The following is a 15,706-nucleotide window of genomic DNA, read 5'->3' as shown; positions in this document are numbered from 1 at the left end:
ATCGTTCACGTTTACGGCGCTAGCTTCCCAAGGATGACCGGATCGTTAAGCAAATTCGTCAGAGGAAGAAACAATGGCTCTGGTAACTCATCGAGCTTAAACCATTTCCACTGCTTACATTTATCAGGTTCTGTTATCTCTGGTTCGCCGCTAGCGTCAGAAGCAACAACAAACAGCGTTATATAGTGCTTGTTCTCTTTCTCAAAAATATCATTGGTAAAAGAAAGCTTCTCAAATGCACTAACAACTAAACCAGTCTCTTCGAGTGTTTCGCGTTTGGCACACTCTTCGATACTTTCACCCCACTCAAGGTGTCCGCCCGGCGTTGCCCACGTATGAGCCCCATGAGAACCAATTCGTTCTCCAAGTAGTACTCGTCCTTCACGTAGAATGTAGTGGTACGCTGAATTTGGTCACTTAGTTAGAGGTGATATCATCACCTCATAAGTTAACAGGTGACACTATGACAAAACGTACAAGAAGACTATTTAGCGCTGAATTCAAATTAGAAGCGGCACAACTGGTTCTAGATCAGAACCACTCTGTGACAGAGGCTGCTCAAGCTATGAATGTTGGGAAGTCCACGATGGATAAGTGGGTTCGCCAACTAAAAGAGGAACGTCAGGGGAAAGCACCTAAAGCATCGCCGATGACGCCTGAGCAAATTGAAATACGTGAATTAAAAAAGAAGTTAGCTCGCCTTGAAGAGCATAATGAAATATTAAAAAAAGCCACGGCTCTGTTGATGTCGGACTCACTGAACAATTCTTGATAATCAAGAAACTCAAGCAGAGCCACAGCGTAAAAATATTATGTGAAGTGTTCAATGTTCATCGAAGCAGTTATAACTACTGGCGAAAACGTCCAGTAGAAATTGATGCCGAAACAGCAAAGCTCCGTAGTTTAGTTAGCGAGGCACATGCCGCAAGCAACGGTTCTGCGGGAGCGAGAACCATTGCTGACATAATAACGAGTCAGGGAACTAACCTGAGTCGCTACAGAGCAACGAAGTTCATGAAAGCCCTTGGTCTAGTGAGCTGCCAAGTGCCAAAACACAGGTATCGTAAAGCATCACAAGAACATATTGAGATCCCAAACCTCTTAGGCCGCCAGTTTGCAGTTACGGAGCCAAACAGAGTTTGGGTTGGTGACGTTACTTATGTTTGGACTGGCTATCGTTGGATGTACTTAGCCGTAGTTTTAGACCTGTTCGCTAGAAAAACGATTGGTTGGGCAATGTCATTATCGCCCGATAGTCGATTAACTCGTAAGGCTCTTGCCATGGCTTATGAGTCTCGTGGTAAACCACAGGGCGTCATGTTTCACAGTGATCAAGGCAGTCATTATACAAGCCGAAGTTATCGGCAATTACTGTGGCGCTTTCAGATCAAGCAAAGCTTATCTCGACGAGGAAATTGCTGGGATAATGCACCAATGGAACGCTTCTTTAGAAGCTTGAAGACGGAATGGATACCTACAGTAGGTTATCGGAGCTTTGCAGAGGCACAACAAGAAATTACTCGATACATTATTGGGTATTATTGCCAACTCCGCCCGCACCAATACAACGGTGGTTTGACTCCCAATGAATCAGAACGATTGTTCTGGTTAAACTCTAGGAACGTGGCCAATATCAGTTGACCACTACAATGCTGTATAAAGGTGTGGAGCGCGCTTGTCGTTCAATGCGAGCTAACTAAAAAATGACGCTGCTGATTAACTTAAGCTCATACGCCGGAGAGACTAAACTCAACTAAAAGTACCGAGGGTTGAGAATCAGAAATAAGCACTCAACTATATGTAATTTCCAATATATTCGCTAATTGACTCAGTAGCCTCAAACGAATAACTAATTGGAAGTGTAAGGTTCATCTTCTCGACTTCTACAGCTAACGAACCGTTTTCTACCTCAAACTCTTCCCAACGGATCTTTCTTACTTTTGTTACAGCTTTTGCAGCTAGTAAGAGTCGAGCGAACTCTGCAGGACTATAGCCTTGCGTCTCAGCAATAAAATGCTGCTTTTCTAAGGTTCGGCCTTGCGCCAAAAGTAGATAGAACTTCGCAATGTCGTAGACATGAACATATTGGTTATAGCCGATAGACGGCACACCTACTTGAATCGTTTGGCTAGCGAAAGATTCTACAATTCGTTTTAGCTGACAATCCTCACCGCCATAAACCAAACTAGGACAGTAAACGACGTGCCACCTGTTTCTAATAGCGCTATGTATCGTTTCTACGTCTAATCTAACGGCGTCTAAGGGTTTCAGTCTAAACTGTCTCAAATCAGCGCTAGAGGCGTTGCCAAATAGCCAAACACCTGATGTATGTATCTTTGTTGCTCCTTTAGCAGCAAGTAGGTCTAACTCAGAGAGCAATTCCTGCTCCACATCGGCAATTTCATGTGCGGAGAATTGTGACCAATGTGGACGCGCACAATTCACAACCACGTCAAAGAAGCCTTCATAGTCAGCTCTATCTTTTATTAACCCAACTAAAGGAGGAGTGACGACTTTGTCTCTACCGTATGTAAAAACTTCAAAGCCACTTTTTGTGAATAGCGATGTAACGTGACGACCAATGTATCCACTAGCCCCCGCAATTAGTACTTTCGTTATTCCCTTATTCTCTCCATTACACATAACCAATGACATGCATCTCCCTTTGAAGAAACATTCTTCAATATACGATCAGCCAATACACTCTTGGCATTTATGTGTTGATCGCGTTAACAAGCCCCTTTGATTCCAAAAAGTATTGTGATGTGAATAGTTAGATATCAACCTTTTCTGTGAGCCTTGCTTTCAATTTTATGCCCAACTTAATGTGGGCTTTGGGTTGAACCATTGGCTCTAAGCCAAACTGCTTTCTTGTATTATTCAATAACAAAGGCGGTAACTTTTCTTCACAGTACATGGCGTATTTTTCAAAGTACAGTCTCGAGTATGCACCATCAGCGATATCAAAAGGTTCATCAAGTTGAAGTCGCTTATGTTTAACCCAACCTTCGAGTGAATACCAACATGATAGATATAAAGGCCCCCAAAGATTCAGAAAATGCTTTTTTGATACCAAATCATGAGTAGCAAAGTACCCCATTCTCTGCAACGCGACACTTACAGCTTGAGCTGCTTGTAATTCTTCTTTGCTCCATGTCGATACATAATCCACACTAACGTCACTAGTTACCTGACTATAAGGCTCTCTTTTGTGAGCGTCTGTCACCAACCTAATCGCAGGTTTTAATGCTGACATCTCTTCCATCGCCCAATTCAACAATTCGGCATTACGACTTCGGGTCGATTCCTCAATAGATTTCGAACCTTGTTTCAGTCCAACCAGTAAGACGAAAGTTAAAATAACCATGACCATGTCCATTACACCGGAGACACCACTCCAATCAAACTCATGGAGCTTTACTGTCACTTCTTTTGAAATGTCTATTGCTGATGAAATTGTTAGAAATAAAGACGCAACAAACACCGATAGTAAGACAATGTTTAATATTATTTTTCTCATAACCTTCGTCCAAAAATTTTGTATATCAAATCAATACTGAGCTAAATAGTAACCTAAGTAATTACCAACATTAAGTAACTCTTTTAACCAGTCAAAAACCGTACGTAGTTGATGCCAAAAATGGTGAGCTATACTTGTTAAGAGAACATGGTTCACTCCGATAAGCACTATTGGTTAGAAGAGTTATCGCCGCTTGAAGTAGCTGACATCGCGATCACCTCACCTCACCCATTGTGCCGAAAACACTAAAGTTGATTCTAGCTGGAAATGCCAATCGTTTAGCATCATTTTTATATACCGAAATGGATAATAAACACTTGTTATGTACTTTTTATTGAGGCCTATCTTCTGGGTTATCATGATACCAGGCTTCGAGCAGTTCCCGACCATAGATGACTTCTGTCTGCATATGCATGTAAAGAAGGAATACAGCCAATAGAAAACTAACTCCGTTCAACCACCTTAATGCTTGTTTACGCTCTGCATCATAGAAAAACATACTGACACCAACAAGCAAGAAAGGATAACAACCTATAAGAAGTAACAACCAGCCAAGGTAACTTGATATTGCCATATCTGTCATGTCCGCCCCCTCAGAGCCATTAGAAAACTCATTGTATATTAGAGTAACTATTCAGCTATTAGGAGTTCACATAATCGAGTTTCGAGGTACTTCAAGTTGGGGGTTGATGCTGGGATGTTAGGCGTGAGCACCACCTAACCGAAACCATTACACCGCAAACACAAAACTCGACCGAAACTAAAAAATGCCGAGCGTTGTGAATTAGTCTTAAGCTAATAAAAACTAAGTGCTACTCTCCACTTTCAAAGTGGGCAAATACTTCTGCACCAGTCATATTTTTTGTTTCATTTTTAAATTCGTAGTATTCGGGCTTTTCATCGATGAATATCTGATGAGTTAACTTGTAGTCATCCCCAGACATCAATAAACCGACAGGAAGGTGATACTGATTATTTGGCACCAAAAAGTAAAACAAGTGAGTACCACATTTACCGCAGAAACCCCTCTCAGCCCAATCGGACGACTTATATCTAACTACATTCGATTCACCTGATATTTTAACTGAATCAGCGCAATCAATGGCTAACATCGGACCGCCCGACCAATTTCTACACATACTACAATGACAAGCCCCCAATTCATTACTGGCGTACTCTACTTCCAACTTAACCGAGCCACATAGGCACTTTCCTTTACCTTTCATAAATCCTCCAATCTTTGCAATGTGTGTAAAATGAATAGCCGATAACGCTTTTTATACCGATGACTTAATAAGAAAGGCTATTTTTTGTTTCCCTTCTCCGACAAATACACGGCATACTTTTTAGAGATCCAGTTATGAATATGAAGCCCTGTTTTACGAACAAGATACCAATCTATAGCAACTAAAATCACCAAACCGATTACAGTTCCCATTATAAAACCTCCATGCTCATTGAATTGTCACTCTAGCAAATAGGACAGAAAAGCACCGTGAACCTAGACATACTATCAATGCAAGTTGGATGAATTAACGCGGCCTGATGTTTTCAGCCACACGCCACAGCACACCACTTGGGTCAGTGATACAAAACTCAAGCATTCCCCAAGGCTGCTCAACAACCTCGGAAACGGTAACTTCAAATTCCGACACTACATTAGAGTTTTGGATGTGTTGATACCAACTTTTTACGTCTTCAACCAGCAAGTGCATCATGTAATTGTGACAGTGCGCAGGTTCATAAAAGTTTTGCAGAAGGAACGCACAACTGCCGTGACGCAGATAGGCGATATCGTGAAATTCAGACATCACTTCAAAGCCGATTGACTGGTAAAAACGCTTAGATAAATCGAAGTCTTTCGCGGGTACGAAAGACTTAATTTCTGAGACTTTGAGGTTTTCCATCCTACATCCTTATAGTGTTGATATTCCAGTGCTGACACGCTTAACGCTTTAAGTGGTTACAGCGTCTATTCAGAGCCCTGCTGAAATGAGTCGACTTCGGCTTCGGTTAAATAACGCCACTGACCTGCTTCAACATCTAAACGAACATCACCAATCTGTTCACGGTGTAGGCCAACAACTCGATTCCCTACCGCAGCAAACATTCGTTTTACTTGATGAAACTTGCCTTCTGTAATGGTCAACAGCACTTCTTTATTGGTAATCACTTCAAGCTCTGCCGGACGCGTCGGTTTTTGCTCGCCCTGCAATTGAATGCCCGCTTTAAACTTATCAGCGACATCGTCTTTGATATCTCGTGACAATGTCACGCGGTACACCTTCTTACATGACTTGGTTGGCAACGTGATGTTGAATGACCATCGCCCATCATCGGTAATTAAGACTAAACCTGTGGTGTCGGCATCTAAGCGCCCTGCGATGTGCAGTTCTGATGCTTTGTCTATCTCGATGTAGTTGAACAGTGAAGGATAAACTTCATCGACATTAGAACAGATAGTACCCGCAGGCTTGTGCATTAAGAGGTATCGAAATTCACGCAATTTAAGCGGCATGCCATTAAACAAGATGGCGTTGGTTTCATGAACCTGAGTCGATTCATCGGTGACTGTTTCACTGTTTACGTTCACCTCGCCATTATGGATGCGTTCAATCGCTTCAGGCTTGGTTAGGTCAGTGCTTTTACATAGGTATTTATCAAGGCGCATTAATCGTCGGCACCACATTTAGCACAAGGCTTGTAAGTTCGTTCACCTTGCTCGATAACCACATAGTCACCAACGCACTTGTCACATAAAGCGAGCTTTGGGTAAGCCTCTTTTTGTTTCTTTGCGTTAATGTTGACTTCGGTGGTGTATACGGTTCTCATCTTGATGCCTTTGCTTGAATAACGTGAGAGGCGCAAATTGTATCACTGTTTACAGCTTTGATTGGAGTGGCGGTTCATAGATAAATTGATTTTAAGTACCGCTATTCCAAGTTCCCGCCCGTAACGGCTTAACCATGAACAACAAAATCAACGTGCCACGCCTATCAGTGGTAAAATGATAAAAGCTCACCAACTTATGAAGTCGATAATGAAAGATTGTAATCAATGCGGAAAATGCTGTATCAAATACGGAGATGGCGACCTTGCCGCGACTCAAGAAGAGATCGATTTGTGGGAGTTGTTCAACCCAGACATCTTTGAATATGTTCGAGGAAGCGAGATCTGGTTCGACCCTGAATCTGGCGAACGTTTAACTCGCTGCCCTTTTCTGGAGCTGGTTCCGACGAAAGACACCAAGGCTCAAGCCAAGTACACATGTAGCATTTACTTAGACCGACCAGAAGATTGCCGACACTACCCAAGCCTAATTAATGAGATGGTACGAGATGAGTGTGAAATGATTGAGGTGGTGGATTTACAAGACACGAAGAAAGCTCAAAGGAAACTCGACCTGTTGATGAAAGACAGCCGCCCTTCAAGCTATTCGTAAGCGATGATCTTTTGAAGATCAATCTTCAGCATTAGCTAATAGCCGCTAAAACCTTAAGCCAAGTACTGGTTCGCTTCTAACCAATCAAGCGCAACCAGTGCTGCCAATGAACATACCGCTCTGTCGTTGATATCCACATACTTAAGCTCTTCGATTTCAGCATCTGGAGACAGTTCGCCTGTATAATCAGCAAGATAACAAGTCAATTGCACTGATACGCCTTCCGCTTTGCCATCAGCTTGGCCTGTAAACGTCTCGACGTATTTGATGGAATCAGGCACTAAATCGACTGAGATCTCTTCTTTGATTTCGCGAACCAGTGCTTGCTCATCACTTTCGCCAGCTTCACGCTTACCACCCGGTAGCTAGAACAGTTCTTTGCCTTTTGATCTCACCATCAACAACTTGCCGTCTTTGATGAATATACAAGCCAGCTTATCAATTACCTTATGCATGTCGTTAGACCTTATTTCTGTTTTAGTTCTCGTTATTACTGAATCTGGCCGCGCTATTCTATTAGTCACGACCAAACAAAGCCTGGGTATGTTACACGCTGGAATGAATATACTCTATTGAATCAAATAGGAAATATCATAACCAAAACGAAAAATGACAGCGTTCGAGACAATTCTCGTCAACTGTCATTGGCGATGTTTACGAACTGCTCTCTAGCTGCCCGCGAATAGTATCAATCGACTAGCCACTTAAGCGCAGAGTCATGGTCTTCGAATGACTTAATCTCACCGGACAGAAACCAGCTCCCTACTTTTGAAGCGAATTCTTGCCAGCTTTTATCGCCGAAAATAGCAATCTTGTCTATCTTAGAATTGAGCTCTAATCCCAGTTTAAAATCATCCCAAGCTGCACGTAACTCCCATCCTGTTAAGGTTGAGATATCGACCAGCATCTTGAGTTTAGATGAATCGAGTTCTTCTAGCGTGGTATTTAGAATTGGCATCATTGCCTGATAGTCATCGTGTGTGAGTTTGCCTTTCGCTTTGAACACAACGATGGTTTCACCGCTAACACGTTCAATTCCAACCGATATTCCGTGACATTCGATACTCATAACCTAGCCCTCATAGTGGAAACTAGAGTTAGCTTAGAGGATTAAACAGCAAAGAGATGAGAGGTTTACGTCAAAACGGACAAGCGCTTTATCTGAACTTAATATCAGAGAGTTAATCGCGTTTCTCCAACAGTTCGCTTAGGTTTTGAACTTGTACGATATTCGGATGCTCTGACTTAAGATCAACTCCTTCCGTATTCAACCACACCGCTTGCAAACCCGCTTCAAGTGCTGGGTAAATGTCTTTCTCTAGAGTGTCGCCTACCATGGTGATCTCTTGTGGTGAAACACCGAGCTTAGAAATAATGGCAGGATAGAACCCCGACTCGAACTTAGAAAAGCCAATGCTCGCCTTACAAAAGTAACCCAAGATATATTGAGACAGGCCAACACGCTCAAAGGCTCGAATGATGTCGTCTTTACTGGAATCACCAGCATTGGTAGCAACATAAACTAGATGAGTTTTCGACAACTCCCCCAGTAATGCACGAGCACCACTCACTTCTTGTACGGTTTCCCAGTCACACATCTTCCCTTGTGCGTCTGGCAAATCGACCATCAGCGTATTGCCCCAGTCGAATAAGACTATTTCTGTTAATTCGATTAGCTTTGTCATCTTGCCTCCTGCATACGATGAATTATCTAATGTTTAAGCGAGCCTATAAAAACTTCTCGGACGGTTAGGCTCATTATGGACAACCTTGTTACTGTTTATGGAGCACGATCTTCTAAACACAAAATACCCTTTATTGATAAACCACTTTGAAACGCTCCAACATAAGTAACATGTCTTCACTTGGTGAGATCTTGAGCTCTTCACATTCACGAGAGAAGAAGTTCCAGTGAGCTTCTTTCCACCATTCGAGTGTTTTGTCACCCTCGCCTTCGGCAGCAGCAAACTCCGCCGTCACTTCGTTATATTTGCACTGTGAGACTGAAGTGATCTCTACAATGCAAACTGGCTTGCCATCCCAGTCAGTGACGACTTGCAAGTGACCAACTACTGGTCTCGTCTCACCTTCATGGCTGTACCAATATTCAAGGCTGCAAGACGCTTGTTTTTCACCCTTGAGAATTAACTGGGCGCAGAGGTTGGCGTTGTATTCATCAGCACAGTAATAGTCGGCACTAAAAGAGGTGTATTGCGAAGCAACGTCTGCTGGTAATGTGTTGAGGTAGCTATCAAGATAAGCTTTGCTTCTTTCTTCCATGATCTTTCCAAATTCAATATCAGGTTGAGCCGATAAACACTTATAGATTAAGCATCTGGCTGCATTGGGAGTAACCTATCAAGTCAGGTTATAGCTGTAAACCGAGTGAATATCAAAATGTGGGCTGAGAAAGAAGAATATAGGTAGGATTTCGAGGCCAGTACAAGGAGATCCAAAAAGTGAAAGAAGAGCCAAAAGCACCTTTAGTCGGTGCTTTTGGCTCTTAGTATCTCGTTACTAATAGCTCGTAACTGACGGGGGTATTAACGGTTCAAGAAGTCGACCGCTTTGTCTGGGAAGTCGGTAAACACACCATCAACTTTGACTTGGTTGTAGAAGACATCCAACATGCCATCAAAGTTATCAGCATAAGCTGGGATTCTTCCCGGGTCAGCACGGAACGTGTACGGGTGAACATCTAAGCCCGCGTCTTTTGCTGACTTCATTAACGGTTTAATAATGATGTTATCTTTGGTCGATGCATCATCCACCAACATTGGCTTCCAAGGGCCTATTCCTTCCGCATAATTCGCCACTTTTTCCATGCCACCAGCTTCAAACATCCAGTCGTAACTGTACGCCGTTGCTTTGTCACCTTGGTAAGTCATGGTTTCATTCCAATCTGTATAGGCCATCAACTGAACGAGCTTAAGATCCATTTCCATCGCTGGCATAAGTTCATCATTGATACGCTGAAGTTCATTGGCGTCGAAACACTGCAAGTACACTTTGTCGTCTTTCGATAGGTAACCATATTGATGCAAGGTCGCAAGTACAGCTTTGGAGATATCTTTGCCTTCGTGACGATGGAACCAAGGTGCTTTAATTTCAGGATAGATACCCACGTCATAACCTAAGGTCTTATTTAAGCCTTGGATCAGCTCGATTTCTTCTGCAAATGTAGCGACGCGGAAATCAGACTGCCACATTGGGAAGCGCGTTGGGTACCCTGCCACTCTGTTGCCTTGTTCATCTAACTTAAAGCCTTCAGTCACCTTTAATGATTTGACCTCAGCGAGCGTAAAATCAATCGCGTAATAACGGCCATCTGAACGAGCACGGTCTGGAAAGCGATCCGCGACATCGGTGACTCGATCTAGATAATGATCATGCAAAACCACCAATTGGTCGTCTTTAGTCATCACGACATCTTGTTCGATATAGTCAGGTTTCATTGCGTAAGCGAGTGCTTTAGCCGGTAATGTATGCTCGGGTAAATAACCAGAAGCGCCGCGATGCGCAATCACTAAAGGATCGGCGAACGCATTTGTAGATAAACTTAGTGCTAATAAGGTCAGAGACAGTGACGTTGTTTTCATTATTGTTTCCCTTGATAAAACAGAAGCAGGATATACCTGCCTCTGTTGTTATTTATAGATGTGATTCAGTAAATACACTACTGAGCTAACGCTTCTTTCTCTCGTTCGAGATCTTTTTGTTTATGGTGCGCACGCTCACCTAAGAAGGCGTACAGCAGACAGATGATTGAAGCCACACAAGCGCCGACCAAAATAATGAAGCCGCCATCCCAACCGTAATGGTCAACCATAAAGCCGAGTATTGCGTTCGCAGCAACCGCGCCACCTAAGTAACCAAACAAACCCGTTAGACCAGCCGCTGTACCCGCTGCTTTCTTAGGCGCAAGTTCCAGTGCATACAAACCGATCAGCATTACAGGACCATAGATAAGGAAACCAATCGCAACCAGTGCCAGCATATCAACCGTTGGGTTACCTGCTGGATTCAGCCAATATACCAACACAGCGACTGTCACTAGAACCATGAACAAGATACCTGCAGGTGCACGTCGGCCTTTGAATAACTTATCTGAAATCCAACCACACAATAAGGTGCCAGGGATACCTGCCCACTCATACAAGAAGTAAGCCCAAGATGATTTATCTACAGAGAAGTCTTTTGCTTCTTTTAAGTAAACTGGAGCCCAATCGAGTACGCCATAGCGGATAAGGTAAACAAACGCATTGGCAATAGCGATTGACCACAACAGCTTGTTAGAGAAAACGTACTTAAAGAAGATCTCTTTCGCCGTCATTTCTTTCTCATGAGACGTATCGTAGTCGTCTGGGTAATCGTCTTTGTGTTCTTCAATCGGTGGTAAGCCGCAAGATTGAGGTGTATCTCTTACAGTAAACCAAACAAAGACAGCAACGAGAGTGGCAAAAAATGCAGGAACATAAAAAGCGGTTCGCCAATCGTCGTTAAAAGCCCACAGCCCCAACAAGAACATTGGGCCAATCAAACCGCCACCCACGTTGTGAGCAACGTTCCATACTGACACTATCTCACCACGTTCTTTTCGTGACCACCAGTGGACCATGGTTCGTCCACAAGCTGGCCAACCCATACCTTGGAACCAACCATTCAAGAACAGCAGGATAAACATCGCAGTGATGCTGCCTGTTGCCCAAGGCATAAAGCCAAAGCAGAACATCACCAGTGCCGACATTAACAAGCCACCGCTGAGGAAGTAACGAGGGTTAGAACGGTCAGAAACACTGCCCATTAAGAACTTAGATAAGCCGTAAGCGATAGATACCGCCGCTAATGCAACCCCTAGTTCTCCACGGCTAAAACCTTGTTCAATGAGATAAGGCATCGCCAAACTAAAGTTTTTACGGACTAAGTAGTACCCCGCATAGCCAACGAAGATGCCAAGAAACAGCTGCCATCGTAGTCGTGTGTAGGTGCTATCGATCTTATCTGATGACAAGCGATCGATATGCGCCATAGGTTTGAATATTCCAAACATAGGAACCTCATAATTATTGGGCGAAGGAAGAATTTAAATGCTCGAACGAAAAAATTTAGCGCTCATTCGAAATCAAGGGAATTGTATGTGCTTCAGGATTAATTTCTGTGATAGAGGTAGTTATTAACAAAAAATAACTTTAAATACAGCACATTAGTTTCATTTAATTAGACTGCGCTTCATATTTTTGTTTGTATCTGTTTAATTAAACATCAGAACTTTCGAGTACGAACAAATCCAAAAAGAGCGAGCGAACATAAATCAACCAACAACAACTTTGTTATTACTGCGAATGCATAGTGAATAACAACAATTTTGGTTGAATCTGTGGAGTTATGAAGGTGGTTTGGGCTATTGGTTAAAGAAGTTCGCTAAAATCAATGCAAACAAAAAGGGTCTAGATTTCTCTAGACCCTTTTAGGTAATAACGCTTGGTGTCTTGATGTTGGCTAATTAAGCAAACATTAGCTAATTACTCGAAGTATTAGCTAGCCACACGACATGATTATGCGTCGATGTAAAAAGCTTCTACAGTGCCTTTTAGAGTAATAAGCATCGGCTGACCAAAACGATCTAGCGCTTTTGGAGAAGGGATCTTAACCCAACCTTCGCTGATGCAGTATTCTTCAACATCAGTACGCTCTTTACCATTTAGACGAATGCCGATTGGGTATTCGAAACACTCAGCAACGTGGTGTGGGCTGCGTGGGTTGCCTGCAAGATGATCTGGTAAAGCTGGTCTTGAATTAGTATCGCTCATGTTCATTACCTGTATGTACGTAAATAAAAAAAGTGCGTCATTCTAGTCAATATAGGCTTTGTGCTCAACAACTGCTGCAATAAATCGTCTTGATCGTTTTAATCAACAGCTAGTTGTTTGATTTAAAGGCGATATCGGCATGAGTTTCAACGAAAATTTAACAGGTTTATGCATTATGGATGAAAGGGAGAAATTCATTACTCGAACGGCAGATAAACTAATATCAGGCTTTTATTCCGAGCTTATCGATTAAGCTCAATACTCATCACTTTATGGTTCGGTTCTGATTCGATATTTACGATTGACCAACCTAGCCCTTGGTAGAGACCCATGATATTGGTGTACGCGTAGAGTTGAGTTTGCACTGCAGAAGAAACCTGTCTGACACCACGATTAATCAGTTCACTGGCAATGCCTTGACCGCGCCATTGAGGGTCGACAAACACAGCGTTGATCCACACTACATCACGAACTTGGTGAGGTTCTTGAAAATAGGAATACGCCAAGCCACCAATGACCACATTATCGCGAAGTACTGTTATTACTGGAGGGAGTTGTACGTTTTCTTTATATGTATCTTTAAACTTGAAATCAGATCATTCACTTTGAAATAAGCCCTCTAACTCATGCCAATAAGGTGAGTTTTCATCGCAATTTCTAAAGATTACTTTCTGCATTTTTCCGTCCTTTTAAAGAGAGTAATTCGGCTATCCTAGCCTTGTTTAATCTAAGTGTAGGTAAAGCTACTCTTCTTCGTCGTAATCGTCTGCTGGGTCTTGATTAATTTCTTCGCCGCATCCTAGGCATTCACCTTGCAGATCCGTAGGCATCACAATAATCAAACCACAATGCGGGCAAAGATCGCCTTGTTGAAACATCCTGTATTCCTTCTACTTCATGGTTATTGATTGGGATGGTTATTGCTTAGGATACTTCTGCTTACTCGCTTCCAACCAGTCGTGAATCACTTGGCGAGCGGATTCTGATGGAGGAGCATTTCGTTTTCCGCAGATTTGGTCAATTTCAAAAGGAAATGCTTTACTTGGCACACGGCGCAAACCTATGGTTAAACGCTGAGGCTTGAGCATGCGGAACACCACATAACGATCGCTCATGATTCGGTTGTGATACACGCCAATACAGTGCTTCTGCTCGATGCCTTCGTGTTCAAGGTCGTAATAATCCGTGAGCGGATGAATGTTGTCATTGCCAAGTAAAGGAACGGGATAAGGGATGTCTTTATCCATTGGGCAGTTACCCTCCAAGCGTCGTAATTGGCGTTGCTCCGTCCAGCGGTCATGCAGTTGCTCAAACATCGCAAAAGAGTTCTGACTGGTAATCGCGCGCAGTGGATCATCCATCTCCAAATCTTGCCCTAGCAATATCGCATCTTGGAACATCGCCATCTTCGACGGTGCGTTAAGTCTGCCCTCTTCCACCATTGCAATCCCTAGCCTGCTACCAGTTAGAAATGGATGAACTTGGTCCAAACGCAGGGCTGTGTATCCAACTTTTGAGTAATGCTTAAACTTAAGGACTCGTCTTTGCAGCGGTTCGAGAATACGAACAATGTGGTCGAGTTCATCACCAACATTGTAATGAAGCTCTAGCTTGTCGATGAATTTGAGTGTCGCCTTGCTGCCGTCTAAGCCCAACTTGGTAAGGATCTTCTTCTGCCCTAAGCGACTTAGTGCCAGTGCTTTCTTGTTGTCGACACTGTATTTCATGCAGATCAAAGCCAAAATAACAGGCCTTAATTCAAGCAATTGCGCGGCTTCATAAGTATTCGCAGCAAGCCACAACATCTGGTATTGGTATTCTGGAAAGTCGTCGGTGATTTCACGATAACGCGCAGGTAATGAATTTAGCCAACGACCATTCACGTCAAACTGTTCAACAAGGTTGAGGCTCAGCCCAATGCCTCCATCAAGCGGTCGTCTACCATCTTCAAACACATGAAAGCCGACGAGCTTTTGAGACCAGTCTCGGATCTCAATATCGTAGTCGAAACCTAATGTTCGAGTGGGAATGGTTAGTAGTGCTGTCATTGATGCCTCTTCGTTATTCGCGCATTGAACTATCAAGCCTATCTAACAGCATAAGCTAGCGCTTCAACCACTATATCAACCTTTTGTAAATTTCTTACCAATCAAAGCGATATAAATACGATAGTGCTTAGAAGAACATTGAATGATGATTTTACGGAATATGAGATCTCTTCGATATCATTTGCGTCAACAGAAACTATGCTTGTTACATAACTCACAACAAGAGGCTTTAATTATGGATTACCGACATATTCTGGTCGCACTTGAACTGTCTGACGACACCAAGATTCTCATTGATAGAGCGACCTTCTTCGCTGATAAACTGGAGGCTGGCATTTCATTTGTTTATATCGATGGTACGCATGGAGAAATTTATCCAGAGCTCGTTGATATTCAGGGAAATGACGGTGATTTACCCATCAATGAAGATGCCGTTAAGCATTTGAAAGAGTTTGAAGCCTACGCCAAGCACCCAATCAAGCACATTTTCGTGGGAACGGGTGATTTGAACGATAAGCTCAAAAATGCCATCGAAGCCAACGGCGTTGACCTATTGCTATGCGGCCATCACCATGATTTTTGGCATAAGCTCATCTCCCATTCTAAACAGATCATCGATACTTCCCCTATCGATATTCTCGTTGTTCCTATGGAATAGAAACTCCAGTTCGACACTCAAAAATAACCGGCTTTGCCAACCTCTATCGGTATTATTGGTTGGCTTGATATCCTCTTCAACACACTCATCCTGACCGAAATCTCCTATTTCCCACTTAGAGTAATCATTTGTGAGCTTGTCAGCCTATCAACTCGTAAGCGTCTAATAATTAACAAATCACGTCATTTCGATTTGAATCAACGTACTGAAATGTACGACCCAGACCAT

At 42.9% G+C, this 15,706-nt stretch carries 20 protein-coding genes and 2 pseudogenes; 3 read left to right on the top strand and 19 right to left on the bottom strand.

Going from position 1 to position 15,706, the window contains the following annotated elements; genetic code table 11:
* Positions 1 to 11 precede the first annotated feature (11 nt).
* Positions 12 to 392: an NUDIX hydrolase gene (locus tag AB4263_RS18140; protein ID WP_372098702.1), complete on the bottom strand. Its 381-nt coding sequence runs from the start codon at positions 390 to 392 to the stop codon at positions 12 to 14.
* Positions 393 to 463: 71 nt separating this feature from the next.
* Between AB4263_RS18140 and AB4263_RS18135 the strand changes: the two genes are divergently transcribed.
* Positions 464 to 1,641, top strand: a protein-coding gene (locus AB4263_RS18135; protein WP_102420178.1) for an IS3 family transposase whose coding sequence is annotated in 2 segments (ribosomal slippage) — positions 464 to 722 and positions 722 to 1,641 — 1,179 coding nt in all. Because the reading frame shifts where the segments join, the coding sequence is not laid out codon by codon here.
* A 153-nt stretch (positions 1,642 to 1,794) separates the two neighbouring features.
* Here the strand turns inward: AB4263_RS18135 and AB4263_RS18130 are convergent.
* The 8 genes from AB4263_RS18130 to AB4263_RS18095 all read right to left on the bottom strand — a co-directional run bounded on the left by AB4263_RS18130 (position 1,795) and on the right by AB4263_RS18095 (position 6,352).
* A complete protein-coding gene (locus tag AB4263_RS18130; protein ID WP_017061793.1) occupies positions 1,795 to 2,655 on the bottom strand; it encodes an NAD(P)-dependent oxidoreductase in 861 nt (286 codons plus the stop codon).
* 118 nt (positions 2,656 to 2,773) lie between these two features.
* Positions 2,774 to 3,520, bottom strand: a complete 747-nt coding sequence (locus AB4263_RS18125; protein ID WP_017061792.1) for a hypothetical protein — start codon at positions 3,518 to 3,520, stop codon at positions 2,774 to 2,776.
* Between the two features lie 331 nt (positions 3,521 to 3,851).
* Entirely contained in the window at positions 3,852 to 4,103 is a 252-nt protein-coding gene (locus AB4263_RS18120) for a hypothetical protein (protein ID WP_017066550.1), read from the bottom strand.
* A gap of 229 nt (positions 4,104 to 4,332) precedes the next feature.
* Positions 4,333 to 4,746, bottom strand: a complete 414-nt coding sequence (locus AB4263_RS18115) for a GFA family protein (protein WP_017059216.1) — start codon at positions 4,744 to 4,746, stop codon at positions 4,333 to 4,335.
* A gap of 77 nt (positions 4,747 to 4,823) precedes the next feature.
* Complete coding sequence (locus tag AB4263_RS18110; RefSeq protein ID WP_017059215.1) at positions 4,824 to 4,958, bottom strand: hypothetical protein; 135 nt, start codon at positions 4,956 to 4,958, stop codon at positions 4,824 to 4,826.
* 94 nt (positions 4,959 to 5,052) lie between these two features.
* Positions 5,053 to 5,427 carry a VOC family protein gene (locus tag AB4263_RS18105; protein WP_017059214.1) on the bottom strand — a complete coding sequence of 125 codons (375 nt, stop codon included), beginning with the start codon at positions 5,425 to 5,427 and terminating at the stop codon, positions 5,053 to 5,055.
* A gap of 65 nt (positions 5,428 to 5,492) precedes the next feature.
* On the bottom strand, positions 5,493 to 6,191 hold the full coding sequence (locus AB4263_RS18100; RefSeq protein WP_372098656.1) for a pseudouridine synthase: 699 nt from the start codon (positions 6,189 to 6,191) through the stop codon (positions 5,493 to 5,495).
* Entirely contained in the window at positions 6,191 to 6,352 is a 162-nt protein-coding gene (locus tag AB4263_RS18095) for a hypothetical protein (protein ID WP_017066554.1), read from the bottom strand. Before AB4263_RS18095 ends, AB4263_RS18100 begins: the two co-directional genes overlap by 1 nt.
* A 208-nt stretch (positions 6,353 to 6,560) precedes the next feature.
* On the opposite strand from AB4263_RS18095, the gene AB4263_RS18090 reads away from it, so the two are divergent.
* Positions 6,561 to 6,962, top strand: coding sequence for a YkgJ family cysteine cluster protein (locus tag AB4263_RS18090; RefSeq protein WP_017065706.1), 402 nt, complete (start codon positions 6,561 to 6,563; stop codon positions 6,960 to 6,962).
* Positions 6,963 to 7,015: 53 nt separating this feature from the next.
* Here the strand turns inward: AB4263_RS18090 and AB4263_RS18085 are convergent.
* From AB4263_RS18085 to AB4263_RS18040, 10 genes and pseudogenes are all read right to left on the bottom strand, one after another.
* A pseudogene (locus AB4263_RS18085) lies at positions 7,016 to 7,417 on the bottom strand (NUDIX hydrolase).
* 233 nt (positions 7,418 to 7,650) lie between these two features.
* On the bottom strand, positions 7,651 to 8,031 hold the full coding sequence (locus AB4263_RS18080) for an STAS/SEC14 domain-containing protein (RefSeq protein ID WP_372098655.1): 381 nt from the start codon (positions 8,029 to 8,031) through the stop codon (positions 7,651 to 7,653).
* A 112-nt stretch (positions 8,032 to 8,143) separates the two neighbouring features.
* Positions 8,144 to 8,647: an HAD family hydrolase gene (locus tag AB4263_RS18075; protein ID WP_137002090.1), complete on the bottom strand. Its 504-nt coding sequence runs from the start codon at positions 8,645 to 8,647 to the stop codon at positions 8,144 to 8,146.
* Between the two features lie 130 nt (positions 8,648 to 8,777).
* On the bottom strand, positions 8,778 to 9,242 hold the full coding sequence (locus tag AB4263_RS18070) for an ASCH domain-containing protein (RefSeq protein WP_017059207.1): 465 nt from the start codon (positions 9,240 to 9,242) through the stop codon (positions 8,778 to 8,780).
* Positions 9,243 to 9,505: 263 nt separating this feature from the next.
* Positions 9,506 to 10,561 (bottom strand): glycerophosphodiester phosphodiesterase, encoded by a 1,056-nt coding sequence (gene glpQ, locus AB4263_RS18065; protein ID WP_372098654.1) that lies wholly within the window; start codon positions 10,559 to 10,561, stop codon positions 9,506 to 9,508.
* A gap of 77 nt (positions 10,562 to 10,638) precedes the next feature.
* Entirely contained in the window at positions 10,639 to 12,012 is a 1,374-nt protein-coding gene (gene glpT, locus AB4263_RS18060; protein ID WP_029235560.1) for a glycerol-3-phosphate transporter, read from the bottom strand.
* A gap of 505 nt (positions 12,013 to 12,517) precedes the next feature.
* Positions 12,518 to 12,772, bottom strand: coding sequence for a DUF3297 family protein (locus AB4263_RS18055; RefSeq protein ID WP_017059204.1), 255 nt, complete (start codon positions 12,770 to 12,772; stop codon positions 12,518 to 12,520).
* A gap of 242 nt (positions 12,773 to 13,014) precedes the next feature.
* Positions 13,015 to 13,449: pseudogene (locus AB4263_RS18050) on the bottom strand (GNAT family N-acetyltransferase).
* Between the two features lie 66 nt (positions 13,450 to 13,515).
* Positions 13,516 to 13,650, bottom strand: coding sequence for a hypothetical protein (locus AB4263_RS18045; RefSeq protein ID WP_017059202.1), 135 nt, complete (start codon positions 13,648 to 13,650; stop codon positions 13,516 to 13,518).
* Positions 13,651 to 13,689: 39 nt separating this feature from the next.
* Entirely contained in the window at positions 13,690 to 14,820 is a 1,131-nt protein-coding gene (locus AB4263_RS18040; RefSeq protein WP_017059201.1) for a PcfJ domain-containing protein, read from the bottom strand.
* Positions 14,821 to 15,055: 235 nt separating this feature from the next.
* Between AB4263_RS18040 and AB4263_RS18035 the strand changes: the two genes are divergently transcribed.
* Complete coding sequence (locus AB4263_RS18035) at positions 15,056 to 15,478, top strand: universal stress protein (RefSeq protein ID WP_017063967.1); 423 nt, start codon at positions 15,056 to 15,058, stop codon at positions 15,476 to 15,478.
* The last annotated feature ends 228 nt before the right edge of the window (positions 15,479 to 15,706 follow it).

It is taken from the genome of Vibrio sp. 10N.261.55.C5 (genome assembly GCF_041470505.1).
Classification (GTDB): Bacteria; Pseudomonadota; Gammaproteobacteria; order Enterobacterales; family Vibrionaceae; genus Vibrio; species Vibrio crassostreae_C.
This window is presented reverse-complemented; position numbering and strand designations above follow the sequence as displayed.

Bases quoted from the DNA above. Each gene is read 5' to 3' on its own strand.
- AB4263_RS18130 (WP_017061793.1), bottom strand. From the start codon at position 2,655: ATGTCATTGGTTATGTGTAATGGAGAGAATAAGGGAATAACGAAAGTA.
- AB4263_RS18125 (WP_017061792.1), bottom strand. From the start codon at position 3,520: ATGAGAAAAATAATATTAAACATTGTCTTACTATCGGTGTTTGTTGCG.
- AB4263_RS18120 (WP_017066550.1), bottom strand. From the start codon at position 4,103: ATGACAGATATGGCAATATCAAGTTACCTTGGCTGGTTGTTACTTCTT.
- AB4263_RS18115 (WP_017059216.1), bottom strand. From the start codon at position 4,746: ATGAAAGGTAAAGGAAAGTGCCTATGTGGCTCGGTTAAGTTGGAAGTA.
- AB4263_RS18110 (WP_017059215.1), bottom strand. From the start codon at position 4,958: ATGGGAACTGTAATCGGTTTGGTGATTTTAGTTGCTATAGATTGGTAT.
- AB4263_RS18105 (WP_017059214.1), bottom strand. From the start codon at position 5,427: ATGGAAAACCTCAAAGTCTCAGAAATTAAGTCTTTCGTACCCGCGAAA.
- AB4263_RS18100 (WP_372098656.1), bottom strand. From the start codon at position 6,191: ATGCGCCTTGATAAATACCTATGTAAAAGCACTGACCTAACCAAGCCT.
- AB4263_RS18095 (WP_017066554.1), bottom strand. From the start codon at position 6,352: ATGAGAACCGTATACACCACCGAAGTCAACATTAACGCAAAGAAACAA.
- AB4263_RS18090 (WP_017065706.1), top strand. From the start codon at position 6,561: ATGAAAGATTGTAATCAATGCGGAAAATGCTGTATCAAATACGGAGAT.
- AB4263_RS18080 (WP_372098655.1), bottom strand. From the start codon at position 8,031: ATGAGTATCGAATGTCACGGAATATCGGTTGGAATTGAACGTGTTAGC.
- AB4263_RS18075 (WP_137002090.1), bottom strand. From the start codon at position 8,647: ATGACAAAGCTAATCGAATTAACAGAAATAGTCTTATTCGACTGGGGC.
- AB4263_RS18070 (WP_017059207.1), bottom strand. From the start codon at position 9,242: ATGGAAGAAAGAAGCAAAGCTTATCTTGATAGCTACCTCAACACATTA.
- glpQ (WP_372098654.1), bottom strand. From the start codon at position 10,561: ATGAAAACAACGTCACTGTCTCTGACCTTATTAGCACTAAGTTTATCT.
- glpT (WP_029235560.1), bottom strand. From the start codon at position 12,012: ATGTTTGGAATATTCAAACCTATGGCGCATATCGATCGCTTGTCATCA.
- AB4263_RS18055 (WP_017059204.1), bottom strand. From the start codon at position 12,772: ATGAGCGATACTAATTCAAGACCAGCTTTACCAGATCATCTTGCAGGC.
- AB4263_RS18045 (WP_017059202.1), bottom strand. From the start codon at position 13,650: ATGTTTCAACAAGGCGATCTTTGCCCGCATTGTGGTTTGATTATTGTG.
- AB4263_RS18040 (WP_017059201.1), bottom strand. From the start codon at position 14,820: ATGACAGCACTACTAACCATTCCCACTCGAACATTAGGTTTCGACTAC.
- AB4263_RS18035 (WP_017063967.1), top strand. From the start codon at position 15,056: ATGGATTACCGACATATTCTGGTCGCACTTGAACTGTCTGACGACACC.